The following is an 18,005-nucleotide window of genomic DNA, read 5'->3' on the forward strand; positions in this document are numbered from 1 at the left end:
AAAGTTTAGTTTTCAAAACTTCATAGTAAAACTCTGGTTAAGGTAAAATGTAAGACTGCAAAAAAATTATTATCAAAATTAATCATGTCCGTTAGAGTCAGAATTGCACCATCACCTACAGGTAATTTACATATAGGTACAGCACGTACAGCCGTATTTAACTGGTTATTTGCAAGACATCATGAAGGTACATTTATATTAAGAGTTGAAGATACTGATTTAGAAAGATCAAAACCCGAATACACTGATAACATTAAATCTGGTTTAAGTTGGTTAGGACTATATTGGGATGAAGGACCATTTTTTCAAACTGAGAGATTAGATTTTTATCGTCAAGCCATTCAAACTTTACTTGATAAAGGTTTCGCTTATCCTTGTTATTGCACTTCTGAGGAATTAGAAACCATGCGAGAAATCCAAAAAGCTAATAATCAAGCACCTCGCTATGATAATCGTCACAGAAATTTATCATCAGAAGATATTGCAAAATTTGAAGCACAAGGACGTAAACCCGTAATTAGATTTAAAATCGAAGATCATGAACAAATTATTTGGCATGATTTAATTAGAGGCAAAGTGTCATGGCAGGGTAGTGATTTAGGTGGTGATATGGTAATTGCTCGTACTCCTGAAAAAGATGGTGATCGCTTTGGACAACCCTTATATAATCTAGCGGTAGTAGTGGATGATATTGACATGAATATTAGTCATGTGATTCGAGGAGAAGATCATATTGCTAATACAGCCAAACAAATTTTATTATATCAAGCATTAGGTGCAAAAGTGCCTGAATTTGCTCATACGCCCTTAATTTTAAACTCTGAAGGCAAAAAATTATCAAAACGTGATGGTGTAACTTCCATTGACGATTTCCGAAAAATGGGATTTATTGCCCCAGCTTTGGTTAATTATATGACACTTTTAGGGTGGACTTCTCCAGATACAGAAGAAATATTTAGCCTATCTGAAGCTGCCACTAAATTTAGTTTAGAAAGAGTTAATAAAGCAGGAGCAAAATTCGATTGGGATAAGTTAGATTGGTTAAATAGTCAATATTTACACAAGTTATCATCAGAAGAATTATTACCCTTATTAATTCCTTATTGGCAAGAAGCTGGTTATCAATTCAACCTCGAAAATGATCACGATTGGTTATTACAACTTACTGGTTTAATTGCACCTAGTTTGACTCGTCTTACAGATGGAGTGAAAGAAGCACAATTATTTTTTGCTGATGGCGTTAGTTTAACTCAAGAAGCCGAAGAATTTTTAACTCAAGAAGGAGTAAAAGAAGTTTTAAAAGCAGTAATTACTGCCACTAAATCTGATTTGGCTTCCTCGGAAGCAAATGATATTATCAAACAAATTACTAAAGATTTAAAAGTCAAAAAAGGTTTAGTAATGCGATCGCTTCGAGTAGGTTTAACAGGAGAATTACATGGTCCTGATTTAATACAAACATGGTTATTATTAAATCGAAAAGCCATTGATCAAACTCGTTTAGAATCAACCATTAATAACTAAAATTTGCTCTTATTCGTTTTGTAGTAAAAAGGGGCGTAAATAGGAAAAACATTTATAAATTAAGTCCTGTTAGCCTCTTTCTTTTTTTTTGTGAATCAATAAATTTAATACCCTCTTCTAGTTTCCGAGTCTCAATTGCCGATGAAGACGGGCAAGATACCACATATAATCATCAATTTTACATTCGATCGCCCTATTTATATAAAAAGAAGAATTTATCTGGTCACGTTCTGCTTCATAATATAAACCAAGATAGAGATTGAGATAAAATAAATCTCGAATGTTAGAGTCATTGAAAGTATATAAAAAATTTTCCACGGAAGATTTTCCTGCAAAAAGATTATATATTCGACGCATAAATAAGGGTAAATGATACTTCACAGATAATAAACATTCTCTCGCTGACAAAGAATTTTCTAATTGAGCCATACATAGATAATGCCAAAGAGTTTCTTCCACATCTTGAGAATTAACACTTAAATCTAATTCAAATTGTCTCGCACCTTTTGCATATTTACCTAAATAATAGTAAGTGATGCCTCGTTGCCATAGATAAGGTGTTAACTGGGGATTTAATTCTTCTGCTTTGTTAAAGTCTTGTAATGACAGAAGAAGTTGTCCTAGTTTAAAGTGTATCATTCCCCTATAAATATACATTCTGGGATCAAAAGGAGATATTCTTAATCGTTTATCACATTTACTTAATTCGGTTTCTAAGGTGAGAGTATCAATCATTCTAGTTTGGAAGGAGATAAATTTAAGCTCAATGAGGATAAGCAGTTAACAAAACTTTGACAAATATGACTAATAAATTAATAATTAGTTGATTGAGAATAAAAAGAAAAATGCTGGTATGATTTACAAAAATCAGTATATCATTAAAACAAATTTATAGTTACTACTTATTTGGTGTGCAAGGAGAATAGACAAATGAAAGAAATAGATTTAAGCGGAAAGCCGTTTCATTTTATCGGCATTGGTGGCATTGGAATGTCTGCTTTAGCCTATATTTTAGCAAAAAGAGACCTGCCAGTATCTGGCTCTGATCTTCGTACTACTCATATAACCGAACGTTTAGAATCAGTAGGTGCTCAAATTTTTACCAGTCAAACCGCTGAAAATCTTGAAAAAATAAAACAACATCATTCTAGTCTCAATCTCTTCGCCCATAGCAATCCTAAAAGTAATAACTATCAAACTCAGGTCATTTGTTCTACTGCGATTAATGATAATAATATTGAATATCAAGAGGCGATAAATCAAGGTTATCCTATTTATCATCGTTCTGATTTATTAGCGGCGTTAATTAAAGATTATCAAAGTATAGCCGTTGCTGGAACTCATGGGAAGACAACTACCAGCAGTTTAATCGGTTATATGTTGTTAGAATGCGGTTTAGATCCTACCGTCATTATAGGAGGAGAAGTTAATGCTTGGGAGGGTAATGCTCGTTTAGGGGAGAGTGCTTATTTAGTTGCGGAGGCAGATGAATCGGACGGATCTTTAGTTAAACATCATCCTCAATTTGGTATTATTACTAATATAGAATTAGATCATCCTGATCATTACGAGTCTTTAGAACAATTAGTCAATATTTTTCAGGAATTTTCTGCTCAATCTAATACTGTTATAGCTTGTATTGATTGCCCAGTGATCAAAGAAAATATTAACGCCACTCTCACTTATAGTTTAAACTCTGATAGTAACGCCAACTATATTGCTAAAAAATTAACTCACACTCCCTATGGAAGTCAGGCAGAAATTTGGGAAAATGGTCATTTATTAGGTGATATTTCCTTACTATTGTCAGGAGATCATAACATTAGTAATGCTTTAGCCACTATTGCTGTTGGACGTAAATTAGGATTAGACTTTAATATTATCGCCCAAGCCTTAAGCACATTTGAAGGTGCAAAAAGAAGATTTGAGCACAGAGGAACTTATCAAGGTGGTACATTAATTGATGATTATGCTCACCATCCTAGTGAAATTCGTTGTACATTACAAGCAGGAAGAGCAAGATTGCCTCAATATAACGCTAAAAGATTGGTAGCGATATTTCAACCTCATCGTTACAGTCGTACTGCCACTTTTTTGGAGGAATTTGCCCAATGTTTTGCAGAAGCAGATGTCGTAATTTTAACGGATATTTATAGTGCGGGGGAAACAAATACCACTGGTATAGACGGAAAGAAGGTTGCGGAAACACTTAAAAAATATCATCCCAAAGTGTATTATCATGATAATTTATCTACCATTACTGCATTTTTAGCAGATTTTTTAGAAACTCAAGATTTAACCTTGTTTTTAGGTGCTGGAAATCTTAATCAGACTATACCTCAACTGCTCAAACTAAATCATGAATCTTTGGCACAAGCCGCCTAAATAATTAGGAATTAGAAATTAGAAATGAACAAAATTCTTTCTTTTTCTGTCTTCTGTTATTAAATGTTTTTTATCTAAATTAATTTTCAATTTGTGTGGAGTGAAAATGTTATGAAAAATGTACAAACAGACTCGTTAAAAAGTCCAATATCTTTAAAAGGAAGTGAGTGTGCTATTTATCATTCTGTGGCTTTATCTCAATATACTTCCTATAGAGTTGGCGGCACTGCTCAATGGTATGTTGAGCCACGAACATGGGACGATATTCAAGCTGTTTTCGAGTGGATAGAAAAACAACAAATACCTTTTATTTGTTTAGGTGCAGGTTCAAATTTGCTGGTAAGTGATGAAGGTATCTCTGGATTAGTTCTAAATACTCGTCATTTTAAAGATTATACTATTGATGAAGAAAATAACACGATTACTGTTGGGGCAGGATATTCTTTACCTAAACTAGCATGGAAAACCGCAAAAAAAGGATGGCAAGGCTTAGATTGGGCTGTGGGTATCCCAGGCACTGTAGGGGGTGCAGTGGTAATGAATGCAGGTGCACATAAGGGCTGTATAGGTGATATTTTAGTTAATGCGGTGGTTGCCTATGGCAATGGTAATATTGAAATCTTGTCCCGTGACGAACTAGAATACGCTTATCGTTCATCAAAGTTACAAAATAAACAAGCTTTAGTTTTAAAAGCTACCTTAGCCTTACAATCTGGCATGGCAAAGGAAGAAATGTTAAAAATTACTACTGATAATTTTAGAATGCGCAAAAATACTCAACCTTATGATAAGCCTAGTTGTGGCAGTGTTTTTCGTAATCCACAACCTAAAGCGGCAGGATGGTTAATTGAACAAATTGGCTTAAAAGGTTATCGGATTGGTGGTGCACAAGTTGCTCATCGTCATGCTAACTTTATTATCAATTCTGGCAATGCTACGGCTAAAGATATTTTTAGCTTAATTAATCATGTGCAAGAAGAGGTAGAGAAAAAATGGTCAATTTTGTTGCATCCTGAAGTAAAATTATTAGGACAATTTTAGTTAGTGAGGTATTAGGAATTAGGAATATTATTTTCAATGACTGAATTTAGTAAAAAAAATTAAAAATTATGAAGTTAAAATTTAAAAACTATAAGCATTATGGTATCTTTGTCGGCTTAACTTTGATATTTGCTCCTTTAGCAATGGCAATAGTTTATCCTAATTCTGATAATCAAGTATTAGCTCAAAATAATCAAGTTAATGCCATTAGTCAAGGAAATGGTACATTTAACTTGAGGGGAAGAAAAAATAATATTACGGCGGCTTCTATTACTTTACAAGGAGATCGAGCTGATGTAACTCTATTTTTAGAAAATAATCAAACTAGAAGTTTTCGTGGTACATATAATCAACAAAATGCACAACAATTTAGAATTAATGTGCGTAGTTCAGGTAATGCCGATGCTCAAGGAAACTTATTATTAGAGTATCGTAATAATCAAATTATACAACTCAACGGCACTGGAAAACTTGACGGACAAAACTTTAATGTCATGTTTAGGGGCGAAAATGTCAATAGTGGAGGAGGAAATAATAATCGTGGTTTGAATATTCAACAAAATGGAGAAGGCTTATTAAATATCAAATCTCGCCGTGCAGAAAATATTACTTTTGTGACAGTAATCGTCGATAATCGTCAAAAAGCAAGAGTTTCTTTGGGGTTGAAAAATGGTAATATCATCAATTTTGAAGGACGACAAACCCAACGAGATGCTTATGGATTAAGAATTCAATTAAATAATTCGGGCATGGCGTCGGCAACAGGATTTTTTAACCTAGAATTAGGTGCTGGTAATTCTATTAATAATATGGTAGGACAAGGTACTATTGATGGACAAACTTTCTTGGCTAATTTTAGATAATTTTAATGGCGAATTGAACTTGATTTAAGAATTTGGTTTTCTGTGATTCTGCAAATAATTTATTTAGGTACAAATAATGTTAATTTTTATTTTTTAACTTTATCTACTGAAATTTCTGAAACACTGATTTAGGTTTATCATGTCAAAATTTTAAAATCAAAATACATTCGACTCATTCAAAAATGTTAGGATTGATTCACGACATAAATTTCTATCTCAGTTCGATCTGACAATCTTTAATTAGTGATTGAAGGAGTGAAAGCAAAGAATTAGTATTAAGTTTTTTTGTCAATTCTTACTGCTGTTTTCTCTCTCCTCTGTTTACCGATAATTTTATATCGAACTCAAGTAAATTTTTGCTAATAACAAAAAATTCCTAGATTCTTGTGGAGTGAGAAATGCCCGAACAAATTCCAGATTTGTTAAACATAATTGAGAATCTAAATGAGCGAGTAAAAGAGATGGAGTGTTTAATCGCACTTTCTGAACTTTCTCAACAATCAGATATTACTTCAGAAATATTTTTACAAAATTGCGTTAAGCTGATTCCTCCCGCATTTCAATATCCTCAGTGGACTTGTGCCAAAATTTTTTATGAAAATCAAGTTTATCTTACTGAGAATTTTGTTACCACTCCTTGGGTTTTAAAGTCTGACATTATCATTAATAGTTGCTGTCCTTGTGTGATTGAAGTTTATCTCATTAAAGAACTTAATTTTTTGAAAGAGGAAAAAGTTCTTATTAATACAATGGCTAAATTTTTAAGTCGTATTCTCGAATCTCAAGAGGCAAAAAAAGCACTCAAAAATAGCTTAAATAATTATCAAGAAATCTTTAATTCTACCCATGAAGCATTTTTTATTCATGATACTATTACAGGAAAAATTATAGATGTTAATAATTCTATGTTAGAAATGTATGGTTATTCTAACAAAGAAGAAGTTTTGGGACTTAGTATCTCTGATTTTAGTCTTAATCAACAAGAAACAATAAATTATATTGATCAAGTATTTAAAGAAGGATCTTGTGTTTGCGAATGGTTAGCGAAAAAAGCCACAGGAGAAATTTTTTGGGTAGAGGTTTCTCTAAAATTAACTGAAATTAGCTCCAAATGTCGAATTTTAATGGTAGTAAGAGATATTCATGAAAGAAAACAACAAGAACAAAAAATTAAATATCTTACTCGTTTGTATGCAACTTTGAGCCAAATTAATCAAAGTATTATTACTCATAAAAAACCAGAATCTTTATTTCAAAGTATTTGTGAAGTTGCTTCTAAAATTGGTCAGTTTCCTTTAGTTTGGATTGGTATAATTGATGTTAATACTCATCAAATTGTCCCTTTTACTTTTGCTGGTAAAACGACAGAATACTTACGTAATATTTATATTACCGAGTTAGATGAGCCATCAGGGAGAGGTCCTTGTGGAGTAGCCGCTAGAGAAGCAAGATTAGTTATTTCTGAAGATATTTTACATGATCCAAAGATGACTCCTTGGCGATCGCAGGCATTAAAATATGGCTATAAATCTTCAGCTGCATTGCCGATAAAAGAAGGAGGAAAAGTTATTGGTGTTTTAACTCTATATTCTGAAGATGCGGGTTTTTTTACTAAACAAGAACAAGGACTACTACAAGAAATTGGTGATAATATTGCTTTTGCCCTAGATGCGATTCAATCTCAGCAAAAGCATGATCAAATTCAATTACTATTACAAGAAAATGAAGAAAGGCTACGTTTGGCTTTAAAAGCGGCGAATCAAGGTTTATATGACTTAAATATTCAAACAGGAAAGGCGAGTGTATCCCCTGAATATGCGTTAATGTTGGGTTATGAGCCTACGGAATTTGAGGAAACTAATGCTAAATGGATTGAACGTCTTCACCCTGATGATCGAGATTCAGTTAGTAATGCCTACCGATTATATATTAATGGTGAAATGCCTTATTATCGTATTGAATTCCGTCAGCAAACAGCTACAGGGGATTGGAAATGGATTCTGTCGGTGGGAAAAATTGTTGAATGGAATAATAATGGGCAACCCTTGCGGATGTTAGGAACTCATACAGATATTACTAAATATAAACAAGCAGAACTACAAATTGAACAATTAGCTTATTATGATCCTTTAACTACTTTACCTAATCGTCGTTTATTATTTGATCGCATTATAAAATCTTTAGCCTTAGCAAAACAAACAGGGGATTATGGAGCAATTTTATTTATTGATTTAGATCAGTTTAAAACTCTCAATGATGCTCGTGGTCATGATTTTGGTGATTTTTTATTACAAAAAGTTGCCTTACGTTTAAAACAATCCATTAGCGAAACGGAGATTGTTGGACGTTTTGGCGGAGATGAGTTTATTGTTTTATTACCCCAGCTATCGAAAAATCAAGATATTGCTATCAATTTAAGTACTACCATAGCCGAAAAAATTCGAGATGAATTATCAACTTCTTTTTTGATTGAAGAAGAGGAATTGACTATTAGCGTTAGTATTGGTATTACTATTTTTCCTAAAGATAATGAAACTCTCAAAGATTTGCTGAAAGAAGCTGATACTGCTATGTATAAAGGTAAAGCTAGAGGAAGAAATATGATTTGCTTATTTGAACCTCAAATGCAGATTGAAGCAGAATATCGTTTTATTTTAGAAAAAGAAATGCGTCATGCTTTAGAAGAACATCAATTTCTCATTTTTCTACAACCTCAAGTTAATCATAAAAAGGAGATAATCGGTGCAGAAGCCTTAATTCGTTGGCAACATCCCCTCAGAGGCTTAATATCCCCCATAGAATTTATTCCCTTAGCAGAAGAAACAGGATTAATCATCAAAATAGGAGAATGGGTATTACAAGAAGTTTGTTATTATCTTCGAGAAATTCAGAAAACAGATTCTTATTTACGTTTATCAGTTAACATTAGTCCTTGTCAATTCCGTCAATCTCACTTTGTTGAAAATGTTAAATCTATTATCAAAAAAACAGAAGTTAACCCTAATTATCTTACTTTAGAAGTTACAGAAGGGTTAATTATTGAAGATATTACCCAAGCTATTGAAACCATAAATCAATTAAAAAGTTTGGGCATCCAGTTTTCTATTGATGATTTTGGCACAGGTTATTCTTCATTGTCTTACCTAAAACGATTACCTATCAATGAATTAAAAATCGATAAAAGTTTTGTTCAAGATGCCTTGTATAATATTAGTGATGCAGGATTAATTGAAGCAATTATTGCCGTTGCACAATACTTTAACTTGAAAATTGTAGCTGAAGGAGTTGAAACCGTAGAACAAGCTGAATTTCTTAGAGTTAGAGGTTGTAACTATTATCAAGGATATTTATACGGGAAACCAGTGCCGATGTCAGAGTTTAAACTAAGCTAATGATAAGTTAAAACTTAGATGGATTTTAGTTTAATAGATAATTGTTGTTATTATTGATTTTTCTTTTTTTTATTAGGTAATATTTATGGTTTGGAATTTCGATCACAAGATATTAATACAAGGTATTGATCAAACAAAAGCATTAACTTATCTTCAAGAAATTTCTTTGGATAATTCTAATATTATAGCTGGTGTACCTGACGAGTATATAGGAAAAACCATTGAAAATATTCCTATTTTTGATTTAGTAACAGAAGCAATTACCACTTATCCAGAAATAAATACCACAATTATTTTTAGCGATGCTTATAACGTATTAGACTCTGGTTATGAAGCTATTGATGCAGGAATTAAACAAATAATTATTCATACTGAAAAAATTCCTCCCCTTGATTTACTGAAATTATTTAATCAAGCAAAAAAGAAAAATATCAAAATTTTAGGACCTTCTCAAGGAGGGATATTAATTCCTGAAAAACAATCTTCTGGAATACAAAATGCACATCTTTATAGAAAAGGAAATATTGGTATTATTAATTATGGAGAAAGTATAATTAGCCAAGAATTAGCTTTATTTTTGCAAGAGAATAACTTAGGTGAATCAATAATAATCAATGTTGGTCATGATAATTTTACTGATATTGATTGGCATTTATGGTTTACAAAATTATCTAAAGATAGGTTAACTAAAGTTATTTTAGTAACGATAAATGATTTTTCTAATATTGACAAAGATGCGTTTATCTCAGGGATAAATAGTGTAGCAAATAAGCCAATAATTATTTATAATTTAGATCCAAATAATTTAAAATCTTCTATTAATAATGGTCAGGCTAAAATAATAACAGATCAAATTCCTCAACATTTGAATCGTGTTTTCTCACTGCAATTAATTACTGAATCTTTATTAGAAAAAGGTATAAAAATTACTAACAATTATCAGGAAATTCCTACTTTAATCAATAGCTAGAAATTAATAAAAAAGTATTTTAACATGAATTAAGGGATGGACAATAATTCTAAAAATAATCTAGTTATTAGACGTATCTCTTACAAGATAACAATAATAAAATTTGTTTAAAATATCTAATGTGTTTGATTACTTAGTCTGAAACTTAACTCCTGTAGCAATGAGCAGTATAAGAGTATAATAATCATAAACTGTGAACAATAAAGCTATCAGTTTCATTAGATTGATATTATATAAACACTTATATCATTTTTGGAGAATAAATCATGAGCGAGAATTGGGAAAACCAACAACAAAATGAGCAAACTAATCAAACAGAAGGAACATCTGCTTTAAAATTAGCGAATAAAGCTCCATTATTATTTGGAAATCGTCCGATACAACCTAGTCACTTACAGATTGTAAATACATATACAACTGTAGGCAGTTTACGACCTATTACTAAAAGTGGATTAGATATTAAGGGAATGATGACTCTTTCAGGATCACGTCCTATTACAGCTAGTCATCTAAATATTAGTCAAGAATTTAAAGTTATGGGTAATCGTCCTGTCGCCTCTAATCACATTGATGATGTTCTTCTTTTAATGGGTTATCTTGACTAAGTATTAAGTATTAAGTAATAAGTAATAGACTTCTTCAAGAAGTCAGGTAATAGTGATAAAAATTAATTGTTTTTGTATTTATATCTATTTTGTTTATTAGAGTTTTATTGTTAATTGCTAATTTTCTTTGTTAAAATTCTCTTACTGAAGGTTTTCCGTCAATGATTTCCCCTACGAGAATGACATCAGCTACTCCCACAAATAAGCCATTTTCTAATACTCCGGGAAGGTTATTAATTTTTGATTCTAATTCCGCAGGATTATCAATGTGATCAAATTTAACGTCAATAACTAGATTACCTTGATCTGTAACAACTGGACCTGCTTTTTTGATACCCATTCTTAATTCTGGTTTACCCCCTAAAGCTTCTAATTGTCGAGTTACTGGAGTTACTGCCATAGGGATAACTTCAACGGGTAATAAGAAAGTTGAACCTAATTTATCAACTAATTTACCACCATCAACTACGACAATAAATTCATCGGCTAAACTATCCACGACTTTTTCACGGGTATGTGCCGCACCACCGCCTTTGATGAGGTTTTTTTGAGGATCAACTTCATCTGCACCATCAATGGCTACATCAATATGATCTATTGCGTCAAGAGTAGTTAAAGGAATACCATATTTTTTCGCTAAAACTTCCGCTTGAAAAGAAGTAGGCACACCGACAATATTAATTAATTCTCCTGAAGCTAATCTTTCACCGATATATTGGATAGCATAAGCAGTAGTTGAACCTGTACCTAAACCTACCACGGAGTTAGATTTTACCCTAGCAGCAGCGGCTTTACCTACTTCCTGTTTCATTACAATTACTGGATCTGTAGTCATATTCTATCTTTTTTTATTAATTATCAATTATTATCTGTGATTGGAGATCATTAATCAATGTAAACTTTAGCGAGAAATGATTTTACTCTAGTTCAAATTGGCAAAGAAAACAGGTAATAAGTAAAGGTTTTAAAAATTTAACCTTATTTGTGATCAGATTTGTGAAAAGGAAAGAAAACCACAGGAAACCAGCTACGATGTAGCACTTCTTGAGTAAAACTTTTTACAGTCCAATCTAATAAATTATCTTGATCATCAGCAATAGCGATGGCAGTAATATCATTATTTAAAGCCGCATTGAGAGTTTCTTTTAGAGGATTACCTGTTGTAACAATAACTTCAACTTCTAAACCGAAGGATTCTAATTCTTTTTTCACCACTTCTGATTTTTGTTGTGCATCTTTAATGGAATTTTCAACAATTAATTCTGAGCGAGAAACATCATCAATAACGACAAGAAATAAATACTTGTGCTTAACTTGACTAGGTTTTTCTTTAGCATAAAATTTAATTTGTTCGAGGAGATAACGAGCATTATCTATATCATAACAAGGCACTAACCAATAATCATTTAGTTTCTGACAACGAATTTTGATCTCTTCTGAAGTATAAACACTGATAAGTTGAGGACGCAAAATCATTACTGGAATTTTAACTTTTTTCATCAAATCTTGAGTCGTTGAGCCAAAAATCCTTTCTTGAAGAGAATTACGTAGAGGTGTACCTGTAATAATAAAATCAGGATTATATTTTTTGATAATTTTTAAAATATTATCACCAACATTTCCTGATGTTACTTCCACATTAACTTTAACTTTTTCATTCTCGTGAGTTAAACCCAAAGATAACTTTTCTTTTGCTAATTCAATTTCTTCGATATTGATACGTGGTACTTGTCCTTCCTCCCATAAAGGTACACTATGTAAAAAGGTAATTTCTGTTAAACCACTATCAGCCAATGAATTTACGTCAGTTACTAATCTTTGTAAACCATCGGTTAAATCCGTACAAACTAAACAACGCTGAAACATAAGCTGTTTTATCTCCAATCATTTTTAATTACATCGTGAACTACCTAACATCAAAATCAAAGATTTATGGCGTTGGTTTCATCTTTCATCAGCTTATATATACCTCAAAACAGATTTATTTACATCCGCCTTTTAGTTTTACTGTGCCTCCAGATGCAGAAACGGCTTCCATCCGTTTTTATTATTCTAACGACATTGAAGTTAAAATCGATGGATAATAAATCTCATTAATAACTATAATTAAAATCTCTATTACTATTCAATAATTAGCGAAATCATCAGATGACTAAAAAATATCATGTTTATGGTATGGGTAATGCCTTGGTTGATATGGAGTTTAAAGTAACCCCAGAATTACTCACCCAACTAGGTATTGATAAAGGGGTAATGACTTTAATGGATGAAAATCAACAAACGGAAGTTATTAAACATTTACCCAACCCCTGGAAAAAATGCTCAGGAGGTTCGGCAGCAAATACATTAGTAGCTATAAGTCAACTAGGAGGAAAGGGTTTTTATTCTTGTAAAGTAGCCAATGATGAAGTTGGATTATTTTATCTTCAAGATTTACTAAATTGTGGATTAGATACTAACTTAAATGTAGAAAATCGCCCTACTGGTATTACTGGTAAATGTTTGGTTTTAGTTACTCCTGATGCTGATCGTACCATGAATACTTTTCTGGGAATTACAGGAAATCTCACCATCGAAGAATTAAACGAAACAGCTTTAACAGATTCTGAGTATTTATATATTGAAGGTTATTTAGTCTCTTCACCTACCGCAAAACAAACGGCTATTTTCGCTAAAAATATAGCTGAAAAAGCCAAAGTTAAAACATCTTTTTCTTTATCAGATCCAAACATGGTAGATTTCTTTAAAGATAGTATTTTAGAAATTATTGGTAATGGAGTCGATTTATTATTTGCTAATGAAATTGAAGCCTTAAAAATAGCTAATACCGATGATTTAACTGTAGCCATCAACTATTTTAAAAATTTAGCGAAGACTTTTGCTATTACTTGTGGAAAAAAAGGATCAATTATTTTTGATGGTGAAAATTTATTAGAAATTCCCGCTTTTCCCGTTATAGCTGTAGATACTGTTGGTGCAGGTGATATGTATGCAGGATGTTTATTATATGGTATCACTAACGGTTTAGATTGGATTGATGCAGGAAAACTGGCTTCTTTAGCATCGGCAGAGTTAGTAACAAATTTTGGTGCTAGGCTAGATACCGATAAATTACAACAACTTTTACATAAAATTAGGTGATATATATTTAGCTATGAGTAATTAACTATTACTCTATTCTTCTTTTCATCTATTTTTTATTGTTTACGATCAGTTATTAATTATCAAAAATATGAGTAAAGTTATCATTATCGGTAGCGGTATTGTAGGTAGTACTATCGCCTATGAATTAAGTCATGATCCTAGCTTAGATATTACCTTAATTGATGAAAAAAATCCGGGTACAGGTTCAACTGGTGCAGCCCTAGGAATTTTGATGGCGGTAATTAGTCACAAGACAAAAGGTAGGGCATGGAAATTACGAGAATCTAGTTTACAAAGGTATAATACTTTAATCCCAGAATTAGAAACCTTAACGGGTTTACAAATTCCCTATAACACTGATGGTATTGTTAAATTACTTTTTCCTGACGATGATTTAAACCCATGGGAAAATTTAGTCGAAATTCGCTCTCAACAAGGTTATACTCTCGATATTTGGGATAAATCTCTTTTAAAACATTATTGCCCCGAAGTTGATGTCTCTTCTTTTTTAGGAGCAGTATATTCTCCCTGCGATCGCCAAATTAATCCTACTTTTTTAACTAAAGCCTTGGTAAAAGGAGCATCATTAAAAGGGGTTAAATGTATTTTTGGCGAAAAAGTGCGAAATTTAAAAATTATTGAAGATAAGAGTAAACGTTGTCAAGAAATAACCATAGGCAATGACTCATTATCAGCAGATTGGGTAATTTTGGCTACAGGATTAGGCACATCATCACTAATACAACCTTTAGGCTCAAAAATCGCCATTAAACCTGTTTTAGGTCAAGCATTATTATTAAAACATACAGAATGGAAAACGAAAGAAAACTTCAATCCAGTAATTACAGGAAATGATATTCATATTGCACCGATGGGTAATGATGAATTTTGGCTAGGTGCAACGGTAGAATTTCCTAGTAATGGAGATGAAATCTTACCTGATGAAGAATTGTTACAAAATTTACAAAAAGAAGCAACAAGATTTTTTCCTAGTTTAGTTAATACTCCCATTATGTTATCGTGGACTGGTAAACGTCCTCGCCCTGAAGGTAAATCAGCTCCCATTATTGAAAAACTAGAAGATTATGAAAATATTATTCTAGCAACAGGACATTATCGCAATGGCGTATTATTAGCTCCAGCTACGGCATTATCAGTATTAGAGTTGATTAAAGAAAGTCCATAACAGTTAAACTTTTGCATAAATTCGTCGCAGGAAAGACATATCTAAATTACCAAAATTCACACTAAAAGCAACATTAACTTTTTCTAAACTTCTTACTAACCATGCCGCACCATCTCGACTAAAGGATTCATAATGACTGAAAAGAATCGAAAATCTTTTTTCTAAGTAAGGTTTAACTTTGCTACAAGCTAAGGTTAATTTTAGTAAAAGACCAATAGTTTTTGTTGTACCCATGTTACTAATCATATCCATAAATACTAGATGACTAGGATTTTGAGGGCTATCTACAATCAAATAATTAAATAATTGACTATAGGTACGCATTTTCAAAAATTCATCGGGTTTACTATTATTATATTTTGGGTACATCTGTTGTAACTTATCATATAGTCTTTTGTTGAAACCATTTTTTCCATACTTCCCATCAATGGAGTTTATTACGTATTCATACAAATCATCTTTAAATAATTGATAGTTACGCACATCACTGGTATGAGTTAGAAAACTACGAGACAAATCTTGATAAGAATAACCATTTTCTACAGTGCCAACATAATGTCTTAAACTTTTCCCTAAATCTCGATCACTCAATAAGGTAGGATTACCGACGGGTTTAATGATAGGATCTTGATTTAATTCCTCTAGTTTTTGTTTTCCCGTCTGTGCTACTCTAATTTGATAAGTCACGAATTTAGATAATTTTGACTCAAATTGTTTTTCTAGTTCTGTTTTAACTTTATAAACTGTTTGTTGTTGTTCTTTGCTACTATTAGCACCTAAAAGACAATGATCGTAAAGGTAAGGATATCTAGTAATTAAATTACCCAACACTTCTTCATTTTTAGGACTGGTTTTTCTTTCCTGAGTTTGATAAAGAATTGTCACAAGACGTTTTAATTGTGTATAGTAATCAGATTTCAAAAATTCTCTTACTAATTGATTCATGCGACTGGCGTAGGGTTTTCCATAACGTCTATTCATGCCAGAGGGAAGTAAGTCAAATAATTGAACCAATTCAACTACATAACCTTGAGTTTTAGGATTTAACTGCCATCTATTAACCAGAATATGACAACAACGATTCAAAATTGAGGGGAAGGTTTCTAACGCTTGAAAATTACTGATTATTTTGGCTAAGGCTTGTATTACTTTAGGATCATCATAGTTTCTAGCCTGAATAAATAAATACCGAAATCTATCTAACACTTGCTCTGGTGATTGATTCTTCACACATTCTAGCAAATGATCATAAACAAACTGTTCATCGACAGTAATCTCATGGTTATGATGTTCTGATAGAGGAGTAATATTCACGGCTTTTCATGGTATGGTATATTTTGGTTTACAGTTTCTTTATTTACTATATTAAAGCAATTGTAAAGATTTGCTCTCTGTTTAATTACCTAAATTTTACTATCAATTATTATTTTTATTCTCAGCTAAATTACTGAAATTTTATTTTTATTTTTTATGAAAGTTTTTGCTAATCTTCAATCTATCCGTGAAATTACTGAGGCTCATGAATTTAATATGAGTGTGGATATTTTAAAGAAAGAATGTTATGGAATTAGTACAGATACTCGTAATCTTAAATCAGGAGAAATTTTTTTAGCTTTAGAAGGTGAAAATTTTAATGGTCATCACTTTCTCAATCAAGCAATAGATTTAGGTGCAATGGCTTTAATAACTCAAGAAAACTATCCTCCTTTAACATCAACAAATATTCCAGAGTTTAAAGTAAAAGATACTCTTCAAGCTTATCAAAATATCGCTCATTGGTGGAGAGAAACCTTTGATATACCTGTTATTGGTGTAACAGGTTCGGTGGGTAAAACTACCACCAAAGAATTAATTACGGCGGTGTTAAATACTCAGGGAAAAGTCTTAAAAACTGAGGGTAATTACAACAATGAAATTGGTGTTCCAAAGACTCTTTTACAAATAGATAAAAGTCATCAATATGCCGTGATTGAAATGGCTATGAGAGGTGCGGGAGAAATCGCCTTATTAACAGAAATTGTCAACCCAAAGATTGGAGTAATTACCAATGTAGGAACGGCACATATTGGAAGATTAGGTTCACGAGAAGCCATTGCAAAAGCTAAATGTGAGTTGTTAGCAAAAATGAATAATTCTGGGGTTGCAATTCTCAATGGAGATAATGATTTATTAATTAAAACTGCTGCTGATATTTGGCATGGTGAGACTATTACTTATGGTTTAAAATCAGGAAATTTTCGGGGAGAATTGGTAGATTCTTATACCCTCAAAATTGATCATAAATTGTATCCTTTACCTTTAATGGGTGAGCATAATGCTCTTAATTATTTAGGTGCGATCGCAACAGCTAAAGTATTGGGTATAGATTTGAGCATTTTAGAAGCAGGAATTGAAGTTGTTTTACCAAAAGGCAGGGCAAAACGTCATTTATTAGATAATGATATAGAAGTGTTAGATGAAACTTATAATGCTGGTTTAGAATCTATGATTGCCGCATTACATTTACTTAAACAAACCGAAGGTAAACGTCATATCGCAGTTTTAGGCACAATGAAAGAATTAGGAGAATACGCTTCTCAACTTCATCGACAAGTGGGAGAAACGGTAAAAAGTTTAAATCTTGATATGTTGTTAATTTTAGCTGATGAAGAAATTACTAAAACCATGGGAGAGGGGGCGAAAGGTATTCCTTCAGCAATTTTCACTGATCATCAAGAGTTATTGCAATATTTACAAGAAATAGTTGAAAGTGGCGATCGCATTTTATTTAAGGCTTCTAATTCCGTCGGTTTGAGTAAAGTTGTCGATGAGTTTGTCAATGTCAATAATTTTAATGGTCAATAAAAGATTAACGAAAAGAAGTCTAATATTAAGTATCTAAATCTATTTTTAGCT

At 32.0% G+C, this 18,005-nt stretch carries 14 protein-coding genes; 10 read left to right on the plus strand and 4 right to left on the minus strand.

Translation table 11 applies throughout. The features are described 5' to 3' along the window. Positions 1 to 84: 84 nt before the first annotated feature. Entirely contained in the window at positions 85 to 1,524 is a 1,440-nt protein-coding gene (gltX, locus tag GM3708_RS11450) for a glutamate--tRNA ligase (protein ID WP_066347007.1), read from the plus strand. A 117-nt stretch (positions 1,525 to 1,641) separates the two neighbouring features. Here gltX and GM3708_RS11455 read toward each other — a convergent pair whose 3' ends face one another. Then, on the minus strand, positions 1,642 to 2,259 hold the full coding sequence (locus GM3708_RS11455; protein ID WP_066347012.1) for a hypothetical protein: 618 nt from the start codon (positions 2,257 to 2,259) through the stop codon (positions 1,642 to 1,644). 195 nt (positions 2,260 to 2,454) lie between these two features. Here GM3708_RS11455 and murC point away from each other — a divergent pair, with 195 nt between their 5' ends. From murC to GM3708_RS11485, 6 genes are all read left to right on the plus strand, one after another. Beyond that, the gene (murC, locus tag GM3708_RS11460) at positions 2,455 to 3,909 is read left to right on the plus strand and encodes a UDP-N-acetylmuramate--L-alanine ligase (protein ID WP_066347016.1); all 1,455 of its coding nucleotides are present in this window, start codon (positions 2,455 to 2,457) and stop codon (positions 3,907 to 3,909) included. 111 nt (positions 3,910 to 4,020) lie between these two features. Next, positions 4,021 to 4,950, plus strand: a complete 930-nt coding sequence (murB, locus tag GM3708_RS11465; RefSeq protein WP_066349440.1) for a UDP-N-acetylmuramate dehydrogenase — start codon at positions 4,021 to 4,023, stop codon at positions 4,948 to 4,950. A 68-nt stretch (positions 4,951 to 5,018) separates the two neighbouring features. After that, positions 5,019 to 5,813, plus strand: a complete 795-nt coding sequence (locus GM3708_RS11470) for a hypothetical protein (RefSeq protein WP_066347019.1) — start codon at positions 5,019 to 5,021, stop codon at positions 5,811 to 5,813. A 461-nt stretch (positions 5,814 to 6,274) separates the two neighbouring features. Further along, positions 6,275 to 9,205 (plus strand): EAL domain-containing protein, encoded by a 2,931-nt coding sequence (locus GM3708_RS11475; protein ID WP_158505875.1) that lies wholly within the window; start codon positions 6,275 to 6,277, stop codon positions 9,203 to 9,205. 85 nt (positions 9,206 to 9,290) lie between these two features. After that, positions 9,291 to 10,175, plus strand: coding sequence for a hypothetical protein (locus GM3708_RS11480; protein WP_066347030.1), 885 nt, complete (start codon positions 9,291 to 9,293; stop codon positions 10,173 to 10,175). A 266-nt stretch (positions 10,176 to 10,441) separates the two neighbouring features. Further along, positions 10,442 to 10,780, plus strand: coding sequence for a hypothetical protein (locus tag GM3708_RS11485; protein WP_066347032.1), 339 nt, complete (start codon positions 10,442 to 10,444; stop codon positions 10,778 to 10,780). Positions 10,781 to 10,910: 130 nt separating this feature from the next. Here the strand turns inward: GM3708_RS11485 and rpiA are convergent, their stop codons facing one another. Both rpiA and GM3708_RS11495 read right to left on the minus strand, forming a co-directional pair. After that, a complete protein-coding gene (gene rpiA / locus GM3708_RS11490) occupies positions 10,911 to 11,615 on the minus strand; it encodes a ribose-5-phosphate isomerase RpiA (RefSeq protein ID WP_066347033.1) in 705 nt (234 codons plus the stop codon). A 143-nt stretch (positions 11,616 to 11,758) separates the two neighbouring features. Next, positions 11,759 to 12,646: a universal stress protein gene (locus GM3708_RS11495; RefSeq protein WP_066347041.1), complete on the minus strand. Its 888-nt coding sequence runs from the start codon at positions 12,644 to 12,646 to the stop codon at positions 11,759 to 11,761. 282 nt (positions 12,647 to 12,928) lie between these two features. Here GM3708_RS11495 and GM3708_RS11500 point away from each other — a divergent pair, with 282 nt between their 5' ends. Further along, a complete protein-coding gene (locus tag GM3708_RS11500; protein WP_066347045.1) occupies positions 12,929 to 13,921 on the plus strand; it encodes an adenosine kinase in 993 nt (330 codons plus the stop codon). Positions 13,922 to 14,012: 91 nt separating this feature from the next. Next, positions 14,013 to 15,110: an FAD-binding oxidoreductase gene (locus tag GM3708_RS11505; RefSeq protein ID WP_066347047.1), complete on the plus strand. Its 1,098-nt coding sequence runs from the start codon at positions 14,013 to 14,015 to the stop codon at positions 15,108 to 15,110. Between the two features lie 3 nt (positions 15,111 to 15,113). On the opposite strand, the gene GM3708_RS11510 is transcribed toward GM3708_RS11505, so the two are convergent. Further along, positions 15,114 to 16,424 (minus strand): hypothetical protein, encoded by a 1,311-nt coding sequence (locus GM3708_RS11510; protein WP_066347048.1) that lies wholly within the window; start codon positions 16,422 to 16,424, stop codon positions 15,114 to 15,116. 156 nt (positions 16,425 to 16,580) lie between these two features. Between GM3708_RS11510 and murF the strand changes: the two genes are divergently transcribed. Further along, entirely contained in the window at positions 16,581 to 17,954 is a 1,374-nt protein-coding gene (murF, locus tag GM3708_RS11515; RefSeq protein ID WP_066347049.1) for a UDP-N-acetylmuramoyl-tripeptide--D-alanyl-D-alanine ligase, read from the plus strand. Positions 17,955 to 18,005 lie beyond the last annotated feature (51 nt).

It is taken from the genome of Geminocystis sp. NIES-3708 (genome assembly GCF_001548095.1).
Taxonomy (GTDB): domain Bacteria; phylum Cyanobacteriota; class Cyanobacteriia; order Cyanobacteriales; family Cyanobacteriaceae; genus Geminocystis.

Excerpts from the sequence above, each read along its gene's own strand:
- GM3708_RS11500 (WP_066347045.1), top strand. The coding sequence starts at position 12,929 with ATGACTAAAAAATATCATGTTTATGGTATGGGTAATGCCTTGGTTGAT.
- gltX (WP_066347007.1), top strand. The coding sequence starts at position 85 with ATGTCCGTTAGAGTCAGAATTGCACCATCACCTACAGGTAATTTACAT.
- GM3708_RS11480 (WP_066347030.1), top strand. The coding sequence starts at position 9,291 with ATGGTTTGGAATTTCGATCACAAGATATTAATACAAGGTATTGATCAA.
- GM3708_RS11455 (WP_066347012.1), bottom strand. The coding sequence starts at position 2,259 with ATGATTGATACTCTCACCTTAGAAACCGAATTAAGTAAATGTGATAAA.
- murF (WP_066347049.1), top strand. The coding sequence starts at position 16,581 with ATGAAAGTTTTTGCTAATCTTCAATCTATCCGTGAAATTACTGAGGCT.
- GM3708_RS11475 (WP_158505875.1), top strand. The coding sequence starts at position 6,275 with ATGGAGTGTTTAATCGCACTTTCTGAACTTTCTCAACAATCAGATATT.
- GM3708_RS11495 (WP_066347041.1), bottom strand. The coding sequence starts at position 12,646 with ATGTTTCAGCGTTGTTTAGTTTGTACGGATTTAACCGATGGTTTACAA.
- GM3708_RS11505 (WP_066347047.1), top strand. The coding sequence starts at position 14,013 with ATGAGTAAAGTTATCATTATCGGTAGCGGTATTGTAGGTAGTACTATC.
- GM3708_RS11470 (WP_066347019.1), top strand. The coding sequence starts at position 5,019 with ATGAAGTTAAAATTTAAAAACTATAAGCATTATGGTATCTTTGTCGGC.
- GM3708_RS11485 (WP_066347032.1), top strand. The coding sequence starts at position 10,442 with ATGAGCGAGAATTGGGAAAACCAACAACAAAATGAGCAAACTAATCAA.
- rpiA (WP_066347033.1), bottom strand. The coding sequence starts at position 11,615 with ATGACTACAGATCCAGTAATTGTAATGAAACAGGAAGTAGGTAAAGCC.
- murC (WP_066347016.1), top strand. The coding sequence starts at position 2,455 with ATGAAAGAAATAGATTTAAGCGGAAAGCCGTTTCATTTTATCGGCATT.
- murB (WP_066349440.1), top strand. The coding sequence starts at position 4,021 with ATGAAAAATGTACAAACAGACTCGTTAAAAAGTCCAATATCTTTAAAA.